Annotated in this window: 15 protein-coding genes; 10 read left to right on the top strand and 5 right to left on the bottom strand. The window is 72.8% G+C overall.

The genetic code is table 11. The annotated features are described in order from the left end of the window. Window positions 1–20: 20 nt before the first annotated feature. The 6 genes from ACIQRW_RS14545 to ACIQRW_RS14520 all read left to right on the top strand — a co-directional run bounded on the left by ACIQRW_RS14545 (window position 21) and on the right by ACIQRW_RS14520 (window position 8,579). Window positions 21–2,561, top strand: coding sequence for a DUF4135 domain-containing protein (locus ACIQRW_RS14545; protein WP_403759170.1), 2,541 nt, complete (start codon window positions 21–23; stop codon window positions 2,559–2,561). Beyond that, window positions 2,558–3,829: a hypothetical protein gene (locus ACIQRW_RS14540; protein WP_403759168.1), complete on the top strand. Its 1,272-nt coding sequence runs from the start codon at window positions 2,558–2,560 to the stop codon at window positions 3,827–3,829. Before ACIQRW_RS14545 ends, ACIQRW_RS14540 begins: the two co-directional genes overlap by 4 nt. Further along, a complete protein-coding gene (locus tag ACIQRW_RS14535; protein WP_403759165.1) occupies window positions 3,826–5,037 on the top strand; it encodes a JmjC domain-containing protein in 1,212 nt (403 codons plus the stop codon). Before ACIQRW_RS14540 ends, ACIQRW_RS14535 begins: the two co-directional genes overlap by 4 nt. Then, complete coding sequence (locus ACIQRW_RS14530) at window positions 5,009–6,436, top strand: lanthionine synthetase C family protein (RefSeq protein ID WP_403759162.1); 1,428 nt, start codon at window positions 5,009–5,011, stop codon at window positions 6,434–6,436. Before ACIQRW_RS14535 ends, ACIQRW_RS14530 begins: the two co-directional genes overlap by 29 nt. Before the next feature lie 82 nt (window positions 6,437–6,518). Continuing rightward, a complete protein-coding gene (locus ACIQRW_RS14525) occupies window positions 6,519–7,481 on the top strand; it encodes a 5'-nucleotidase (RefSeq protein WP_403759159.1) in 963 nt (320 codons plus the stop codon). A 312-nt stretch (window positions 7,482–7,793) separates the two neighbouring features. After that, a complete protein-coding gene (locus ACIQRW_RS14520) occupies window positions 7,794–8,579 on the top strand; it encodes an SAM-dependent methyltransferase (protein ID WP_403759156.1) in 786 nt (261 codons plus the stop codon). Between the two features lie 99 nt (window positions 8,580–8,678). Here the strand turns inward: ACIQRW_RS14520 and ACIQRW_RS14515 are convergent, their stop codons facing one another. From ACIQRW_RS14515 to ACIQRW_RS14505, 3 genes are all read right to left on the bottom strand, one after another. Further along, entirely contained in the window at window positions 8,679–10,148 is a 1,470-nt protein-coding gene (locus ACIQRW_RS14515) for a SulP family inorganic anion transporter (RefSeq protein WP_403759153.1), read from the bottom strand. Window positions 10,149–10,222: 74 nt separating this feature from the next. Then, complete coding sequence (locus tag ACIQRW_RS14510) at window positions 10,223–10,819, bottom strand: carbonic anhydrase (protein WP_403759150.1); 597 nt, start codon at window positions 10,817–10,819, stop codon at window positions 10,223–10,225. Between the two features lie 316 nt (window positions 10,820–11,135). After that, complete coding sequence (locus ACIQRW_RS14505) at window positions 11,136–11,831, bottom strand: class I SAM-dependent methyltransferase (protein ID WP_403759147.1); 696 nt, start codon at window positions 11,829–11,831, stop codon at window positions 11,136–11,138. Between the two features lie 150 nt (window positions 11,832–11,981). On the opposite strand from ACIQRW_RS14505, the gene ACIQRW_RS14500 reads away from it, so the two are divergent. Beyond that, window positions 11,982–12,251, top strand: coding sequence for a hypothetical protein (locus tag ACIQRW_RS14500; protein ID WP_403759144.1), 270 nt, complete (start codon window positions 11,982–11,984; stop codon window positions 12,249–12,251). 51 nt (window positions 12,252–12,302) lie between these two features. On the opposite strand, the gene ACIQRW_RS14495 is transcribed toward ACIQRW_RS14500, so the two are convergent. Then, a complete protein-coding gene (locus ACIQRW_RS14495; protein ID WP_403759141.1) occupies window positions 12,303–14,201 on the bottom strand; it encodes an ABC transporter ATP-binding protein in 1,899 nt (632 codons plus the stop codon). 205 nt (window positions 14,202–14,406) lie between these two features. On the opposite strand from ACIQRW_RS14495, the gene ACIQRW_RS14490 reads away from it, so the two are divergent. Continuing rightward, window positions 14,407–15,120, top strand: coding sequence for a ribonuclease H (locus ACIQRW_RS14490; RefSeq protein WP_403759139.1), 714 nt, complete (start codon window positions 14,407–14,409; stop codon window positions 15,118–15,120). Between the two features lie 92 nt (window positions 15,121–15,212). Here the strand turns inward: ACIQRW_RS14490 and ACIQRW_RS14485 are convergent, their stop codons facing one another. Further along, window positions 15,213–15,623 carry an ATP-binding protein gene (locus tag ACIQRW_RS14485; protein ID WP_403759136.1) on the bottom strand — a complete coding sequence of 137 codons (411 nt, stop codon included), beginning with the start codon at window positions 15,621–15,623 and terminating at the stop codon, window positions 15,213–15,215. 187 nt (window positions 15,624–15,810) lie between these two features. On the opposite strand from ACIQRW_RS14485, the gene ACIQRW_RS14480 reads away from it, so the two are divergent. Both ACIQRW_RS14480 and ACIQRW_RS14475 read left to right on the top strand, forming a co-directional pair. Then, window positions 15,811–16,644: a Scr1 family TA system antitoxin-like transcriptional regulator gene (locus tag ACIQRW_RS14480; RefSeq protein ID WP_403759133.1), complete on the top strand. Its 834-nt coding sequence runs from the start codon at window positions 15,811–15,813 to the stop codon at window positions 16,642–16,644. A 59-nt stretch (window positions 16,645–16,703) separates the two neighbouring features. After that, window positions 16,704–17,807 (top strand): PP2C family protein-serine/threonine phosphatase, encoded by a 1,104-nt coding sequence (locus ACIQRW_RS14475; protein ID WP_403759446.1) that lies wholly within the window; start codon window positions 16,704–16,706, stop codon window positions 17,805–17,807. The last annotated feature ends 106 nt before the right edge of the window (window positions 17,808–17,913 follow it).

Below are 17,913 nucleotides of genomic sequence, written 5' to 3'. Positions count from 1 at the left end.
CTGCTGTGCCGGATTCACCCATGGACGTCGAGCCCCTCTGGGAGATGGGCGACCCCGGCCGAGATCTCGGTGGAAACCGTGGAAACCTCGGCGGAGATCCCGGCGGCGGCACCGGGCGAGGGCCCGCCCCGAAGTCCGGCCAGGGTGCCGAACGGGACGGATCGCCCCAACTCTCCCCGGTCGCGCGACGGGTGCTCGACGCCGTCCGGAAGGGCGAGGCCGGCGGGCTGTTCCCGCCCGTCGTCACGGCCGGCCCCGAAGGGACGGTCGCGATCGACCGGCTGCTCGGCGGCGAGGCGGACGCACGGATGATCGAACACGCTCTCCGCGACCGGCGGTTCGCTCCGCTGCTGGACCTGTGGGACCGGCTGGACGCCTGGTGCGTATTCTCCGGACCACGCTATTCGGCCGTGGTTTCCGCCGGAATACTGGATATCACCAACGCCGATATCTTTGGCCCCGTGGTATCCGAGGCATTCGTGGCCTGCGCTGCCGGAAGACCGCACTACGCCCGTGCCCGGGTGGCCGAGTGGGCGGTGCGCTGCGAGGAATTCCTGACGCTGTTCCTCGACCGATTGCTCCGGGACATGAACGCCTGCTGGCCCGATGAACCCGCGTTCCGGGGGCCGGTCGTCGGACTGTGGGCCCACGGCGAGGAAACCCACAACGGACGCCAGCGCGTCCTGCGCCTCGACTGCGCCGGCGGCGGCCGGGTCGCCTACAAACCGCGGCCGGCCTCCGGCGAGCTGCTGTTCACCGCGTCCGCCGCGTCCGCTGGATCCGCCGCATCCGCGTCGCCCGCCTCACCCGCCTCGCTGTTCGATCTGCTCAACCACGCGCCCACGGCATCCGGCGAGGTCCGGCTGCCCGTGCTGTCCTGCTGGCCCGGAGCCGAGCCCGGCTACCTGTGGCAGGAGTGGATCGAGCCACCCGCACAATGGGGACCGATCCGGGTCTCCGGACCGTGGGAGCTGACCGGAACCCGGCTCACCCCGGGGGAGTCGGCGCGGTTCTGGCACCGCACAGGCTCGCTGACCGCCGCGATGTTCGCCTTCGGGATCACCGACATGATCGGCGGCAACGTGGTCACCGGCAGCCGGCCCGGCGACCACGAGCCCCTGCTCTACCCGATCGACCTGGAGATCTACTTCTGCCGGGTCCCGCGCCTCTACGACACGGGCCTCCTGCACGACGCGACCGCCGAGATCGACCAGCACCACGTCGGCCTGGAGCGCACCGCTCGCTGGTGTGACGCCGAGGGCCCGCCGGTGTGCTGGACCGAGCGGCCGACGGGGGAACTGCGCCTCCACCGCCGCCGCGTGTCCCTCACCCGGGAAGAGACCAGGAACGTCGTCGCCGACACCGACGGGCGGACCGGTTACGGGCCCTACCTCCCGGCCATGCTGCGCGGCATGTTCGACGCCTGGACCCTGATGTGCCGACAGCGGCCCGCCATCGGTGAGTTCCTGTCGACCGCCACCGCCGGCCACCACGTACGCGTCCTGCGGCAGCCCACGTTCCGGTACTTCGACGCGCTCATGCCCCGCTGGCTGTCCGGCGGCGGTGCGGCGCCCCACCCCACCGACCCGGACGTCCACTTCGACCGGGCCGAACGTGACCAGCTGCGACGTCTGGACGTGCCCTACTTCGTCCGCTCCCTGGCGGGCGGGCCGGTGCTGAGCGTCGAACCGCCGCCCGTGCCGTTCGGGACGGCCCGGGTCGCCGCCCGGCCCGCACCCGAGGGCGGCTGGCCCCCACTGCGGGAGCTGCTGGAGGGCGAGAACCTCACCCTCGCCGGTCTCGGCGTGGCCCTCCGGGACGCCGTGGAGCACGTGTTCGACGATGTGACGGACCACGTCGTCACGGATGCCCAGCTGGGTGTCCGACTCCACCTCCAGAGCCCCGCCGAGGGCCGGGTCGCCTTCGACTGGCCGGAGGCCGGCCGACGGATCACCTACCTCTGGGACCGGCGGAAGGTATGGCTGCGCATCGACCCGATCGACGCGCCCGAAGCCCCGGTCGAGCCCGCGCCCGCCGGGGAGATCCGGCGCAGGCTGCTGCGGCTCGATTGGCTCGACGGCGCCGTCCGGGCGCCGTGGGCCGACGGCGGTATGAGCGACGCGACCGCCGAGCGCCGCCTGCGGGACCTGACCGACGCCGGCATCACCTGGCTCACCACGGTCGTGGCCGACCACGGCTGGCCCGGGCACGCCCTGGTCGGCGCGGAGGCGGCCGCCGCCGCGAGCCGCCTCGTCCAACACGCCCGGGAGCACCTGGACTTCCGCCGCCACTGCCTGGAGCTGATGCGGGACGCCGCGGAGCGCGGCGATCTGCCGTGGCGGGAAATCGCCTATCTGACCGACGAGTTGCGGGTGACCGACGGTCTCCCGCAGGTGTACGGAACGAAGTTCGAGCCCGTCGGCGGAGTGCTGGTCCCCTGGCCGGTAGAGGACCCGGAAGACGTGGACCACCGCCGGGCCGCTCTCGGCATGGAACCGCTCGCCGACCACACGGACCGGATCCGGCGGCGGTTCCCCCTGACCGGAAGGGAAGCATCATGAGCACGCTGGCCCCCGAGGCGCGGTGGACGCCGGACGGCGTCGACTGGGAGCTGTTCGGGCAGCGCTACTGGGACCGGCGGCCCGTCCGGCTGCGCGCCCGCCCGCCGTTCGGCCTCGACGAGGTCCACCCCCTGAACGTCGCCTCCTGCGCACCGTTCCGCGCGGGCACCCGCTTCTGGGTGATGCCCGACGTCCGGTTCCTCCTCGGCGACGGCTGGCTGCGCGCCCCCGGAACCCTGCTGCCGGACACCACGGACCGGACCCTGGACGACTACCTCGACCGGCTGGACGCCGAGGTCCCCGGACAGGGCTACCTGCTGACCGTGCGACAGCCGCTCCTCCTGGACCACGCCCTGTGGTCCGCCGTACGGGACACGGTCAGCGGGCTCTGGCGACACGTCGGCTGGCCCAACCTCCCCCTCACCGCCGAGGTGCTCACCGGCGACCGGTTCACCCAGCACGCCGGCGCGGCCGAGGCCCCGACGCACGCGGCGCTGACCTGGGTGCTGCGCGGGCGCATGGACGTGACGCTGTGGGACGAGCGCGGCGGGCCCCCACCGGCGGACATCGCCGACCCGGACCGGGACGTGCCCGGTGCGCGCACCCTCGGCGCCGAGGCCGGGGAACTGCTGTACTGGCCCGGCGACCAGCGGCACGTGGACACCTACCGCGAACGGTGCGTCGCCCTCCGCCTGCGGATCCCGGTCGACCGGGGGCTGCCGTTCACCGCGCTGCGCGACCTGCTCGCCGACCTGGTGCACGCGGGCCAGGACAACGACGAGACCGTGCCCTACTTCCCGTTCGGCCCCGGAACCCGTATCGACGACCGGGACGGTGTGCTGCCCCGCCTGACCGCGCTCGGCGACGAACTGCGCAGAGCCGTGGACGGCGAACGGCTGCGCAGGACGCTGCGGATCCGCTGGGCCGCGCTGCGCTCGGCCGCCGGGCTCGAACCGATTCCGGTGCCCCGCGAGCGCGTCACCATCACCCGGGACACCCGCTTCCGCCGCACCGGCGAGATCGTCCGGATGGCCGACGGGCCCGCGCACGAGGTCTGGGCCGTCGACGGGAACGTCTTCACCCTGCCGAGTACCGCCGGCGACCGGGTGTACGCCGCCCTCGGCGACGGCGAGGAGACCGGCGCCGACGACGTCTGCCGCGCCCTCGCCGCGGGCGACGACGACAGGAACGATCCGACGGTGCTCGCGCTGCTCGACAGGCTGTACCGGCTGCGCGGCATCGAGCTGGCCGAGGAGAGGGCACGATGACGCTGACGGTCGAGAAGTCCTTCGACTGGGACACCTTCGCCGACCGCTTCTGGGACCGGGCGCCCGTCCTGTACAAGGGCCTCGACACGGCGCCGTTCGACGAGCGCGAGGTGTTCGGGGCCGCCGTGCTCGGCAGCCGCCCGCCCCATCCGCTCGCCGTGCCGGGCAATGTCCAGTTCCTTGTGCGGCGGCGGCAGCAGACCCGGCCCCACGACTATCTGCCCCAGTCGCGCGACGGCTCGCTCGACGGCTACGAGCGGCGCATGGCCGACCGGCTGGACGGGCAGCGCTACGCCCTCGTCGTCCACCGCTTCCACTCCTTCTCCCACCCGCTGTGGGACCGCGCGCAGCGGTTCTACGCCGGGCTGTGGGAGCGGGTCGGACAGCCCACGCACACCGCCGGTTCCACGATGTTCCACGGCTCCTACGAGCACAGCCCGGTCGGCGTGCACCAGGACCGCTTCGCCACCTTCATGTTCTGCGTACGCGGCACCAAGCGGATGCGGTTCTGGGCCGAGCGGCCGTGGTCGGACCCGGTGCACACGGTGCTGGACTATCAGCCGTACCTGGCGTCCTCGTTCGTCGCCGAGGTCGAACCGGGAGACCTGCTGTACTGGCCCGCGCGCTACTACCACGTGGGGGAGAGCGCCTCGGACGCCCCGGCGACCAGCGTCAACGTGGGCATTCCGCGCCGCGAGCACCGGCCGTACTACGAGATCAAGGACCTGTTCCGGGGCACCCGGCCGAAGAGCTCCGCCCCGCTGTTCACCCCGGACGCCGGTCCGGGCGGCCGGCTGGCCGGGGAACTGCCCAGGGCCCTGGCCGACGCCGTGGGCGCCTTCGCGGAACACCTGGACGAGGAGCGGTTCGCCGGCCGGGCCACCGCGCTCGCGCTGCGCGTCAGGACGGCGGGCGGCTTCTGGCCGACCGAGCCGCCCGCCGCCCCGCGCCCCCTGGACGACGACACCCCCGTACGTGGCTGCGCCCCGCTGCTGCCCGCTCCCGGCGATGGCCCGCACGGCTGGGCCGCCAACGGCCATGTCACCTCCGGCGCGACCGGCGCCGAAGCCCTCGCGGTGCTGCGCCTGCTGGACGCCGGTGAGACGGTGCGGGTCGGTGACCTGCCCGAGGCCCGGCGCGCGGACGTCCGCCGCCTGCTGCAGGAACTGGAGAGCTTCCGTGCCGTCACCCGCGTCGACACCCACTGACCGAACACCCACTGACCGAACACCCACTGACCGAACGCCCACCGATGGGACGCCCGGGCCCGCCGTCCGCGGACCCGCCCACCGGCAGGCCGCCGCCCGGGTCGTCGCGGAGATCGCGGACCGGCTGGCCGACCCGGAGCGCGTGGCCCGGATCGCGGGCGTGCCGGACAACCTGATGCACTACCCGGGCGACCCCCAACCGGTGTGGGACCCGCTGCTGCTCTCCGACGGCCACCCCGGAGTCGCCCTGCTCCACGCCGAGTTGGCGGCCGAGGACGCCGAAGCGCGCGAGCGGGCCCATGCGCACCTCTCCGCCGCGCTCGCCGCCGGGATCCGGCTGCGCCCCCAGTCGCTGTTCGGCGGCATGGTGGCCCTCGCGTACGCCGGGCACACGGCGGCCGTCGGCTCCGGCGGCTACACCACGATGCTCACCGGACTGGACCGGCACATCGTCGACCAGGCCCGCGCCCGTGCACGGGCCGACCTGGAGCGGGCCGACGCCGGGGAGCCGGCCGGAGCGTGGAGCCGCTACGACGTCCTCGGCGGCACCGCCGGGATCGGCCGTTATCTGCTGGCCCGTCACCGGGCGGCGGACGGGCGGGAGGAGCGCGAGGCGGCGGGCGTCGCGCTGACCGAGGTGCTCACCTCCCTCGTGGCCGTCGCCACCGCCGAGGACCTCACGCGGCACGGCTCCCGGCTGCCCTCCTGGTGGATCACCGAAGGCCTCGACCACGGGCTCGCCGAACACGTCAACCTCGGCCTCGCCCACGGTGTCCCCGGGCCGCTCGCGCTCCTCTCCGTCGCCTGGCGGGCAGGGCTTCGGGTGGACCGTCAGGACGAGGCCATCGAGCGGATCATGGAGCTGCTGACCCGCCTGCGCACCACCGACGAGGCGGGCCCGCGCTGGCCGCACCTGATGACCCGCGAGCGCATCGAGAACCGAGCAGCGCCGGAACGCGGACGGGACTCCTGGTGCTACGGCGCTCTCGGCGCGGCCCGCGCCGTCCATCTCGCCGGCACCGCGCTGGACCGGCCGGACTGGCACGCCGACGCGCACGCCGCACTTCTCGGCGCCCTGACGGCGGCCGACGACGACCTGATCCGCGACTCCGCGCTCTGCCACGGCTGGGCCGGCCACCTCCAGATCGTGCTGCGCACCGCCCACGACACCGCCGACCCGGACCTCCACGCCGCCGCCGACGGGCTGGCGGCGCGGGTGCTGGGCGGGTTCGACCCCGAGGCCCCGTTCGGCTACCGCTACTCCCATACGCTCGCGGCGCGCGAACTCGACCGCCCCGGCTTCCTGGAGGGAGCCGCGGGCATCGCCCTCGCCCTGCACACGTACGCCACCGGGAACGTGCCGACCACGTCCTGGGACAGCGCCCTGCTGCTGAGCTGACCGCTCCGGCCCGTGCGGGAACAGGGTGACGGCGGTGCGATAGTGGGGGCGCGTCGGTAAGGGGCCGACCGGAGGGGGCGCCGTGTACTACGAACTCGCCGACCGACTGGTCATCGGGATCGCGTCCAGCGCGCTCTTCGACCTGACCGAGTCGGACGCCGTCTTCCGGGAACAGGGCGAGGAGAGCTACCGCGCCCACCAGGAGCAGCGCGTCGGCGACCGGCTCCGCCCCGGGAGCGCGTTCCCCTTCATCAGGCGCCTGCTCTCGCTGAACGACCTGGGCGAGGTGGACGACCCGTTGGTCGAGGTCATCGTCCTGTCCCGGAACGACCCCGACACCGGCCTGCGGGTCATGCGCTCCATAGAGAGCCACGGTCTGCCCATCAGCAGGGCCATCTTCATGCAGGGCCGCTCGCCCCACCGGTTCATGCCCGCCCTCAACATGTCCCTGTTCCTGTCGGCGAACGAGACGGACGTCCGGGAGGCGGTCGCCGCCGGGCTGCCCGCCGGGCACGTCCTGGGAGCCCCCTACGAGGACGACGTCGACGACCACGACCTGCGGATCTCCTTCGACTTCGACGGGGTCCTGGCCACGGACGCGTCGGAGCAGGTGTTCCAGGAGGGCGGGATAGAGAAGTTCCGCGCCCACGAGGTCACCAACGCCGGGATTCCGCACGACGCCGGGCCGCTGAGGGACTTCCTGGCGAACGTGAACCGGATCCAGCAGCGGGAGGAGCAGGAGCGCCGGAAGAACCCCGACTACCGGATCCGCCTGCACGTCTCCATCGTCACGGCGCGCAACGCACCGGCGCACGAGCGCGCGGTGCAGAGCCTCAAGGGGTGGGGCGTGACCGTCAACGACGCGTTCTTCCTCGGCGGCATCGACAAGGGCCGGATCATGAAGATCCTCAAGCCGCACATCTTCTTCGACGACCAGCAGGGCCACCTGGAGAGCACCTCGCGGACCACCCCGAGCGTCCACGTGCCGTTCGGGAAGCTCAACGAGCCGGTGGCGCCCACGGCCGGGCTCAGCAGCCGAGCGTGACCTCCTGGCTCCACGCGTCGTGGCCGATGAGTGGTCGCTGTCCCAGTCGCGCGTCCGCACCTGACAGGTGTGCGTGCCGCCGACGCACCGCAGACCGGTGAACAGACGCTCCATGGCAGAAATCGGGAGCATCATGATCTCCGGATCTCTGCCCGCGGCAGGCTCCGCGCCGCGGCCGGCGGGTCGGGCGGACGAGCGGGGCGGGGCGCCCCCGCTGCGTGCCGCCGGACGGCGGGGTACGGTCACCCTCAGGGCCCCGGCCAGCGGGTATTCGGTCAACGGCCTTGTACGGACAGTGAGTAGAGGAGAGACATGAGCGTCGAAAACGACGATTTCCGCCGCCGGATCCGGTCCGACATTCCCCACTCCGCGCGCGTGTGGAACGCATGGCTGGGCGGCAAGGACCACTACCCGGTGGACCGGGAGCTGGCCGACGTGGTGAGCGCGGCCTACCCGCAGATGGTCGACATCGCCCGTGCCTCACGCGCCTTCCAGATCCGGGCGATCCACCACCTCGCCTCGGCGGGGGTACGCCAGTTCCTGGACGTCGGGACCGGGCTTCCGGTGGCGAACAGCACGCACGAGGTGGCGCAGAGCATCGCACCCGAGTCGCGGATCGTCTACGTGGACAACGACCCGATCGTCCTGGCCCACGCCGAGGCGCTCCTGACCAGCGCCCCGCAGGGCCGCACGGCCTACGTGGACGCCGATCTGTCCGATGCGGACGCGGTCGTGGACGAGGCGTCCAAGACGCTCGACCTGTCCGAACCCGTGGCCGTTCTCCTGCTCTCGACCCTGGGGCACCTCGTTCCGGCCGAGGGCATCGAGGTCGTCCAGCGGTACCTGGCCCGGATGCCGGCGGGAAGCTACCTGGTGCTCTGCGACACGGTGACGACGCCTCAGACGCTGGCCGCCCAGGAGGCGTACGCGTCGGGCGACAACCCGCCCTACCTCGTCCGGAAGCCTGAGGAGATCACCGACTGCGCCAAGGGCCTGGAGCTGGTCGAGCCGGGATTCGTCTCGATCGACCGCTGGCGGCCCGAGGAGGACGACGCGGTGCCGGTCGACCAGTGGGGGCTCGTCGCCCGCAAGCCGTAACGGCTGGACGCCCGTGGGGACGTCGGGCGCTTCACGTGAAGCGCCCGACGCCCTGCCGCTGTTCGGGCCGCTGTCCGGGCCCGCTGCCCCGAGTCCCGGCTACCGGCGGATCGTCACCGGTTCGATCTCCGCGTTGTTGTGCCGGCGCGCCCAGTTCTCGAGGGCGACCCGGCAGGCGTGGTCGAGGTGGCGCAGACCGGTCAGGTCCAGCTCTATGGGCTGGTCCTGCGGGAGCTTCTCCAACTGCTCCAGGATGCGGGGCAGTCGCAGGAAGGTGGCGTTCCCGGTGAGGGTCACCACGACCCGGCCGCCGGTGAGCCGACGGGTGGTGAGCTGGACGTGCGAGGTTTCCCAGGCCGACTTGACCACCGCCAGCAGCAGGCCGATCACGACCCCCTCGAACAGGTTGGTCACGACGATCGCGATCGCGGTGATCGCCAGCAGCACGGCCTCCCCGCGGTGTTCGCGCCACAGCGGGCCGAACTCCTTGACGGGCACCAGCTTGCACCCGGCGTGGACGAGGATCCCGGCCAGCGCGGCCAGCGGGATGATCCCGACGGCGGCGGGCAGCAGCGCGGCCAGGAGCAGCAGCCACAGGCCGTGGGCGATCCGGGAGAGCGCGGTGGTCGCCCCGGCCTGGACGTTGGTGGTGCTGCGGACGATGACCGCGGCCATCGGGAGCGCGCCGAGCGCCCCGCAGATGGTGTTGCCGACGCCCTGGGCCACCAACTCCTTGTCGTAGTCGGTGCGGGGCCCGTCCTGCATCCGGTCGACGGCCGCCGCGCTGAACAGGCTCTCGGCCGAGGCGATGAGGGCGATGGCCAGGACGGTGCCGATGATCGCCACATCGGCGAGCCGGGCGAACTCCGCCCCGCCGGGCGGATCGATGGCCTGCAGCAGTCCGTTCACATCGGCCACAGCCGGCCGCAGCCCTGCCAGCGAGGCGACGGCCGTGGCCAGGGCGACCGCGGCGAGGGGCGCCGGGAGGAGGCGTACGGTCGCCGGGAGCTTCGGCCACAGCAGCAGCACGGCGACGGTTCCGGCGCCGAGGCCGAAGGCGGTGAGGGCCTCCTGGTTCGTGATGATCTCGACGGCGAGACCCGGGAGTCCGGCCAGCGTGGCGAGACCGCTGCCCGGCTGTTCGGTGTCGGCCATGGCGTACACCTGGCCGAGCACGATGATCAGGCCGATGCCGCCGAGCATGCCCTGTACCACGGAGACGGAGATGGCACGGAACCAGCGGCCGAAGCGTGCCAGGCCGAGCACCACCTGGAGCAGTCCGGCGGCCAGCACGATCGGGCCGAGCGTGCTGAGGCCGAATTCCTTGACCGTCTCGTAGACCAGCACGGTGAGTCCGGCGGTCGGTCCGCTGACCTGGAGCTTGCTGCCCGGCAGGAAGCCGACGACGAGCCCGCCGACGATGCCGGTGACCAGGCCCAGTTCGGCGGGCACTCCGGAGGCGACGGCGACGCCGACGCACATCGGCAGCGCGACCAGGAAGACGACGAGTGACGCCAGCAGGTCACGCCGTACGACGTGGGGGTTCTTGAGTTCCTTCGCGGAAATCACGATGGGTTTCCCTTGTGGGTACGGTCGCGCCCGGCCGGGGGGCCGAGCGCGCGAGCGTGGGGGAGGGAAAACCGTCAAAGGCGGGCGAACTCGGTCCCGCGCTCCGGTCGGTGAACGCTGACGGAGCCGGTGTGCACTTCGTAGTACCAGGCGTGCAGGCCGAGGGTGCCTTCGGCGAGCCGCTCGCGCACGGCGGGGTAGCCCCGCAGGGTGTTGAGCTGGGCGAGGGCGTGGGCCTGGATCGCGAGAGGGAGGTCGTCGGGGTCGGCCGCCGGGTCCCTGCCGTCCGTGGAGTGCTCCAGCCAGTGGCGGACGGCGGGCATGGCGGAGAGGTCGTCGCCGCGGAACACGGCGCCCACGGCGCCGCAATGGGAGTGCCCGCACACGATGATGTCCCGCACCTGGAGCGCGCTCAGCGCGTACTCGATGGTCGCGGCCTCGCCCGTGGGCCGGTCCTGCGCCGGATAGGGCGGAACGATGTTGCCCGCGGTGCGGAGTTCGAAGAGCTGACCCGGGCGGGCGCCGGTGATCAGTGAGGGGACGACACGGGAATCCGAGCACGTGACGAAGAGTGCTTCGGGGGTCTGGCCGTCCGCTAGATGTTCGAATTGCTTTGCGTTCGCGGCGACGTGCTCGGTGAATGTCCGGGCGTGTTCTACGAGGGACTGCATGGTGGCCTGCCTCCTGCATCCGGCGGTGCCGGGGAGCGGTGTGGTCGGGTCATATTGACGAATGCGCTGCTTATAACCGGATGAATGTTCGGAATGGTGAGGGTGCCCCACCTTGCGGTTTGCCGGATGGCGGTCGCGGTGAAGCCCAGTCCGATCGCTCCTTGCGGATACGACTGCAGCAGAGCATAACGACCAGAACTTTGCTATCGCATTACCTTCTCGTGAAGGAACACAAATGCGCCACCCATGTCATTCATTCGGCTTGTTCTTTGTGATAGCCAATGGGTGGCGAGTGCCGCGGGGGAAGGCGGCGCCGTCAGGTGCGGCGGCCGTGCAGAAAGAGGTGCGGCTCGGGTGCGCCGGCCGGATGGTCCGGGGTGAACAGCGCGCTGTGCTCCCACTCCACGGCGATGCCCGCCCGGGTGATCAGGGCGGTGAACTCCTCGGCGCCGAAGCTGGAGACCCGGACCGGCTGCCCCATGAACACCGCGTCGACGCCCGCGGCGTCCACCGGCACCGTCGCGGCGACCAGCAGCCCGCCGGGCCGCAGCGACCGCACGAGCCGCTCCAGCAGCTCGCGCTGCTCTCCCCGCTCCAGTTGCAGCAGCGAGAAGTAGACGCAGACCGCGTCGAACTCGCCCTCGGGCAGGGGGAGATCGCGGACGTCGGCACACCGGAACTCCGCCTCCGGCACCTGCCGGGCCGCGAGCGCGGTCATCACCGGCGACACATCGACGCCCAGCACCCGGTGCCCCGCGTCCGCCAGGGTTTGTGCCGTGGGCCGGCCCGTCCCGCTGCCCACGTCCAGTACCCGGCTCCCCGGGGCCAGGTCCGCCAGCAGCCGCTCCAGCGACTCGCGGTGGGCGGCCGAAGCGGCGAAGGCCCGTTCGTACTCCGCTCCCAGCGCGTCGAACACCGTTGCGGCCGGATGTCCGCGGCCGACGTCCCCGTCCGGCAGCCCCTGGCCGCCACGGGGTTCCCCGCTGTCACCGAGTCCCTGGCGCTCACCCATCGAGGCGATCCTTCCGTGGTCGGCGGCCGGCCGGGATCCGCGTACCCGGCCGCTGTGAGCGTCCCCCCGGGAGCGCCTGAGTATGCCGGTCCCGCACCCCTGAGTACGTTCCCCGATGTTCCGGTTCCCGGGCCGCTGTTCGATGAGCGCATGACCTCCGAAGCGCCGCGCCGCCCCCGTATCCAGCACGTCACCACCGCCGGCTCCGCCCTGGCCGTCACGCTGCTCCCGCTCGTGGTCGGCGCCCTGCTGGCCAAGACCATGGCGGCGGACCCGATGACGTCGGTGAACGCGCTCGTCACCAGTGGCGGCCACCGTCCGCGGGTGTCGCCCAAGGAGTGGCGCCGGTGCGGCGGCCACGCGCTGCGGCGGCTGCGGACCGCCGACCGGGTGCCCCTCGCCCCCGGTGGCATGCGCTGACGCCGTCCGGCCGGTGAGGTCCGGCCGGACGGCGTGGGGACGGGCACCGGGTCAGCGGACCGGCTGGACCGGCCTCTTCCCCTCCGACGACGGCCGCTCGAACTGGGTGCGGTACAGCTCCGCGTACCTCCCGCCGGCCGCCAGCAGCTCGGTGTGCGTGCCGTTCTCGACGACCCGGCCCGCCTCCACCACCAGGATCCGGTCGGCGGCCCGTACGGTCGAGAGCCGGTGGGCGATCACCAGGGCGGTCCGGCCGGCCAGCGCTTCGGCCAGCGCCTCCTGGACGGCCGCCTCCGACGTGGAGTCGAGGTGCGCGGTCGCCTCGTCGAGGATCACGACCCGCTGACGGGCCAGCAGCAGCCGGGCGATGGTGAGACGCTGGCGCTCCCCGCCGGAGAGCCGGTAGCCGCGCTCGCCCACCACCGTGTCGAGCCCGTCCGGCAGCGAGGCGATCAGACCGTCGAGCCGGGAGCGGCGCAGGGCGTCCCAGACGTCGTCCTCGGAGGCGTCGGGCCGGGCGATCAGCAGGTTGGAACGCACCGACTCGTGGAAGAGGTGCCCGTCCTGGGTGACCATGCCGAGCGTGTCCCGGATCGAGTCCGCGCTCAGATCGCGTACGTCGACACCGTTCAGCCGCACGGAACCGGTGTCCGTGTCGTACAGCCGGGGCAGCAGCTGCGCGATCGTCGACTTGCCCGCTCCGGAGGAGCCCACCAGGGCGATCATCTGGCCGGGTTCGGCGCGGAAGGAGACGTCGTGCAGGACCGTTGCGCCGCCCCGGTCGTCGAGCGTGGCGACCTCCTCCAGCGAGGCGAGGGAGACCTTCTCGGCGGAGGGGTAGCCGAAGGACACCTTGTCGAACTCCACGGAGACCGGGCCCTCCGGCACCCGGCGGGCGTCCGGCTTCTGTTCGATCAGCGGCTTCAGGTCCAGGATCTCGAAGACCCGCTCGAAGCTGACGAGCGCGCTCATCACTTCGACCCGGGCCCCGGCCAGTGCGGTGAGCGGCGCGTACAGCCGGGTCAGCAGCAGCGCCAGCGCCACGACGGCACCCGGCTCCAGGCTGCCGCGCAGGGCGTAGTAGCCGCCGAGCCCGTAGACCAGGGCCAGTGCCAGGGCGGAGACCAGGGTGAGGGCGGTGATGAAAGCCGACTGGGCCATCGCCGTACGGATACCGATGTCACGCACCCGGTCGGCGCGGGCGGCGAACTCGGCCGACTCGTCGGAAGGGCGCCCGAAGAGCTTGACCAGCGTCGCGCCGGGGGCGGAGAACCGCTCGGTCATCTGGGTGCCCATCGCGGCGTTGTGGTCGGCGGCCTCCCGCTGGAGTCCCGCCATCCGGGCCCCCATCCGGCGGGCCGGCACGACGAACACCGGGAGCAGGACCAGCGAGAGCAGCGTGATCTGCCAGGAGATCGTGAGCATCACGGCGAGCGTCAGCAGCAGCGTGACGACGTTGGAGACGACGCCGGAGAGCGTATTGCTGAACGCCCGCTGCGCGCCGATCACATCGTTGTTGAGCCGGCTGACCAGCGCGCCGGTCCGGGTCCGGGTGAAGAAGGCGACCGGCATCTTCTGCACATGGTCGAAGACGGCGGTGCGCAGGTCCAGGATCAGGCTCTCGCCCAGGGTCGACGACAGCCAGCGGGTGAGCAGGCCGAGACCGGCCTCGGCGACGGCGATGAGCGCGATGAGCAGGGCGAACCGGGTGACGGTCCCGGTCTCCGCGCCGTTCACGATCGCGTCGACGACTTTCCCGGCCAGCAGCGGAGTGGCCACCGCGAGCAGCGCCGTCAGGACGCTCAGCACCAGGAAGCGGTAGATCCGCCGCCGATGGGGCCGGGCGAAGACCATGATGCGGCGCAACGCCGTCCGGGAGAAGGGCCGGCGGTCCTGCTGGGCGTTCATCGCACTGTGCAGCGAATGCCACGCGGTGACTTCCATGTCCATGGGGCGCTCCGAAGTGTGGTGGCCCCCGGTTTCCCCCGACGGCCTGCGGATCCCGTGGGCCGTGCGGCCCCGGGTTCATTCGGAACGTTAGGACCTCAGGTTTGGTTGAGGTCAAGGATGGCGGAGCGGAGGCGTCGGAGCACGCCCCGGTCGGGCGATCGCGCGCACGGTCGGAACGGTCATGCGGGGCTGGCATGATCAGGGGATGAACGAGTGCATGATCGCCGCGTGTGACGGGGCGTCGAAGGGAAATCCGGGCCCGGCCGCCTGGGCGTGGGTCGTCGCCGACGCACAGGGGAACCCCGTGCGCTGGGAGGCCGGTCCGCTCGGGACCGCGACGAACAACGTCGCCGAGCTCACGGCGCTGGCGGAGCTGCTGGAGTCCACCGGCCCGGCGGCGCGCGTCGAGGTGCGGATGGACTCGCAGTACGCCATGAACGCCGTGACGAAGTGGCTTCCGGGGTGGAAGCGCAACGGCTGGAAGACCTCCGGTGGCAAGCCCGTCGCCAACCGTGAGCTGGTCACCCGCATCGACGCCCTGCTCGCCGACCGCTCGGTGACGTTCCGCTATGTGCCCGCGCACCAGGTGGACGGCGACCCGCTCAACGCGATCGCCGACCAGGCCGCCAGTGAGGCGGCTGTGGCCCAGAGCCCGGCCGGTACGGCGCACGGTGCCACGGCTCTGCCGGTGCCCGCGCCCGCGCGGTCCACGAAGGGGCGATCGGAGGCGACCGGGGCGTCGGGCGGCGCGAAGGGGCGGAGTGCGGCGGGCGCGTCCCGGGGCGGGCGGTCCACCGGCACGATCGCGGCGCGCTTCGCGGGCCGATGCCACTGCGGAAAGCCGTACGCGGCCAAGGAGCCGATCGCGAAGAACCCGAACGGCTGGGGTCACCCGGAGTGCCGTACCGCTCCCGCCTGATCACGCGAGGGCGTCGGGAGGGAAAGCCCGGAGGGCGGTCCGGTCGGTCGCGCAGGCGTCGTGGAGATGTCGTGGGCGCGTTGGGGGGAGGCTCAGACGTCGGCCCAGACGAGGCGGCCCGCCAGTGCGGCGCGGGTGCCCCAGCGGGCCGCCAGCGCGTCGACGAGCAGGAGGCCCCTGCCGTCCTCCGCCAGGTGGTCGAGCATGTCGTCGTCCGCGTGGCCGCCCGTCGCCGGGGAGCCGGTGACGGGAAGGCCCGCCGAGTCGCCCGGGGAGGCCGGTGCCGGGATCCGGGCCCGGCCGCGGTTCCACACACAGATACGCACGCCGTCCGCGGAGCGCAGGAGCCGACAGCGGATCCGCCGGGTGCTGGTGTGCTGGACGGCGTTGGTGACCAGCTCGGTCACTATCAGGGCCGCCGCCTCGGTCCGTTCGGCCGGTTCGCCCCAGGCCCGCATGGCCTCCTGGACCCGGTGCCTGGCCTCCGGAACACCCCCGGGCAATCGGGGAACCCACCAGCTGTGTGCACCTCGGCCACCTCCGGCACCTCGGACACCTCCGTCATCGGGAGCACGCTCCGCGCAACTGACTATTTCCGACATGTATGCACTCTCGACGCAAAACGCATACTTTGCAAGCGACAGAGTGTGTAATGCTCCGCCCCGGGGCTCGACGAGGAAGGTTCTGCGCATGCGAGCCCGTTCAGGTCCCACCGTGGAGCACCGCGTTCTCGCGGTCCGCCTCCGCATGCTGCGGGAACGCGCGGGAATCAGCCTTCGGGCCGCGGCCGACGCACTGGACGCCCACCCTGCCACCGTCCGGCGCATCGAACGCGCCGAGACCGGACTCGACGCCCGGCAGGTCGGCGAACTGCTCCGCTGCTACGGCGTTCCGCCCGCCGTGGCCGAGCCCATCATGGCCGGGCTCGGAGCCGCGAACCTGCCCGGCTGGTGGCACCGGTGGCGGGACGCGATGGACGGCTGGCAGCAGGACGTCATCGGCGTGGAGTCCTCGGCGAGCCTCGTACGGACCTGGCACCCGGCGCTGGTGCCCGAACTGCTGCGCACTCCCGCGTACGCCGCCGCGCTCTACCGTACGCAGTACCCCGAGGACACCCCCGGGCGCCGGGAGCGCCGTGTCGAGCTGCTGCGGGAGCGCCGCCGCCGCATGTGCGAGCGCGGGGCCGCCCTGTGGGCCCTGTTCCCGGCAGTGGCCCTCCACACGCGGGTCGGCGACCGGGAGACCATGGACGGGCAGCGGGCCGCGCTGGCCGAGGCGATGAGGGAACAGCACGTCACCGTCCAGGTGGTGCCCATGGACCACCCGCCGCACCCCCTGACCGGCGTACCGCCCCTGCACATCCTCCGGGTGCCCGCTCCCGAGATCGGGGACCAGGCGGTGCTGGAGACCCCGGGTGTCCGGGTCGACGTCATCGACGATCCCGAGGCCGTGATGGCCCACCGCATCCGGCTGGACGCGGCGTGCGCCGCCGCACCCGGCCCCGGGACCCCGCTGCCGGAGTGACCCGGGCCCCGGCCGCCGCCCGGGATGCGGCGGGCTCCGGCGCCGTACAGCGTGGGGGAGTGGTGCAGCTGCGCAGGGCCAAGTGGATCCCGTTGGGGGTCGTCGTGCTGGCCGTCGTGCTGGACCTGGTGACCCCGACGGACGTCACCTCCGCGCCCCTGCTGATGGCCGCCCCGGTCGCCGCGGCCCCGCTCCTGAGCCTGCGCGGCATCATCGCGACCGGCGCCCTCGCGATGGCGGTCCACGCGGGCCTCGCCTGGTACGACGGCACCTTCGGCTGGCAGCGGGGCGTCGCCAACCAGCTCACCCTTCTGGCCGTAACCGTGCTGGCCGTCTTCATCAACCGTGCCCTGGAGGGCCGGGACGCCCGGACCCGCCGCGCGCGCCATATCGCCGCCGTGGCCCAGAGCGCCGTCCTGCCCAGGCCCCCCTCGCGCCTCGGCGAGCTCAGGATCGCCGCCCGGTACGTGCCCGCCGAGAACGAGGCCATGATCGGCGGTGACCTCTACGTCGTCCAGGACACTCCGCACGGGGTGCGCGTGATGGTCGGGGACGTCCGCGGGAAGGGCCTGGGCGCGGTCAGCGCGGTCTGCGCGGACCTGGGGGCCTTCCGGTACGCGGCGGACGAGGCGGAGGACCTGCCCGGCCTCGTGACCGCGCTGGAGCGGGCGCTCCTGCGCGAGGGCGGCCGACGCGGTGGCCAGGAGCAGGACGAGGGGTTCACCACCGCGCTGATCGCCGAGTTCGCCGAAGACCTCGACGCCGTACGCGTCGTCAACCGGGGGCATCCACCGCCGGTGCTGCTGGACGCCGAGGGCCGGGCCACCGTCCTCGGACCCTCCGAGGAGGCGCCCCCGCTCGGCATGAGCGCCCTGGGGACCTGGTCGTGCCCGGTCGACACCTTCCCGTTCCCGCCCGGCGCCACCCTCATCTGCTACACGGACGGGGTCACCGAGGCCCGCGACGAGGCCGGCGTCTTCTACGACGCGGCCGTCCGGCTGCCCTTCCTCGTCCACCACCGCGCACTGATCGGCGACCCGGCCACCCCAGCGCAGATCCTCCACCTGCTGATCGAGGACGTGGGGCACCACACCGGCGGCCGGATCCAGGACGATCAGGCGCTCCTCGCCCTGCACCGCCCCCGGGTCCGGCCGTACACGTAACGGCCGCCCCCTTCGCGGCGCCCCACACGGCCCGCCCGGTACGGGTTTGAGGCGCCGAACATCGGTCACCCGCACGGAAGACACACACGTACGCCGAGCGACGTAC

This window comes from Streptomyces sp. NPDC091287, from assembly GCF_044768525.1.
Lineage (GTDB): Bacteria > Actinomycetota > Actinomycetes > Streptomycetales > Streptomycetaceae > Streptomyces.
This window is presented reverse-complemented; position numbering and strand designations above follow the sequence as displayed.

What these genes read in the sequence shown, in the direction of transcription:
- ACIQRW_RS14545 (WP_403759170.1), top strand. Translation starts at nt 21, where the DNA reads ATGGACGTCGAGCCCCTCTGGGAGATGGGCGACCCCGGCCGAGATCTC.
- ACIQRW_RS14540 (WP_403759168.1), top strand. Translation starts at nt 2,558, where the DNA reads ATGAGCACGCTGGCCCCCGAGGCGCGGTGGACGCCGGACGGCGTCGAC.
- ACIQRW_RS14535 (WP_403759165.1), top strand. Translation starts at nt 3,826, where the DNA reads ATGACGCTGACGGTCGAGAAGTCCTTCGACTGGGACACCTTCGCCGAC.
- ACIQRW_RS14520 (WP_403759156.1), top strand. Translation starts at nt 7,794, where the DNA reads ATGAGCGTCGAAAACGACGATTTCCGCCGCCGGATCCGGTCCGACATT.
- ACIQRW_RS14510 (WP_403759150.1), bottom strand. Translation starts at nt 10,819, where the DNA reads ATGCAGTCCCTCGTAGAACACGCCCGGACATTCACCGAGCACGTCGCC.
- ACIQRW_RS14505 (WP_403759147.1), bottom strand. Translation starts at nt 11,831, where the DNA reads ATGGGTGAGCGCCAGGGACTCGGTGACAGCGGGGAACCCCGTGGCGGC.
- ACIQRW_RS14500 (WP_403759144.1), top strand. Translation starts at nt 11,982, where the DNA reads ATGACCTCCGAAGCGCCGCGCCGCCCCCGTATCCAGCACGTCACCACC.
- ACIQRW_RS14495 (WP_403759141.1), bottom strand. Translation starts at nt 14,201, where the DNA reads ATGGACATGGAAGTCACCGCGTGGCATTCGCTGCACAGTGCGATGAAC.
- ACIQRW_RS14490 (WP_403759139.1), top strand. Translation starts at nt 14,407, where the DNA reads ATGAACGAGTGCATGATCGCCGCGTGTGACGGGGCGTCGAAGGGAAAT.
- ACIQRW_RS14480 (WP_403759133.1), top strand. Translation starts at nt 15,811, where the DNA reads ATGCGAGCCCGTTCAGGTCCCACCGTGGAGCACCGCGTTCTCGCGGTC.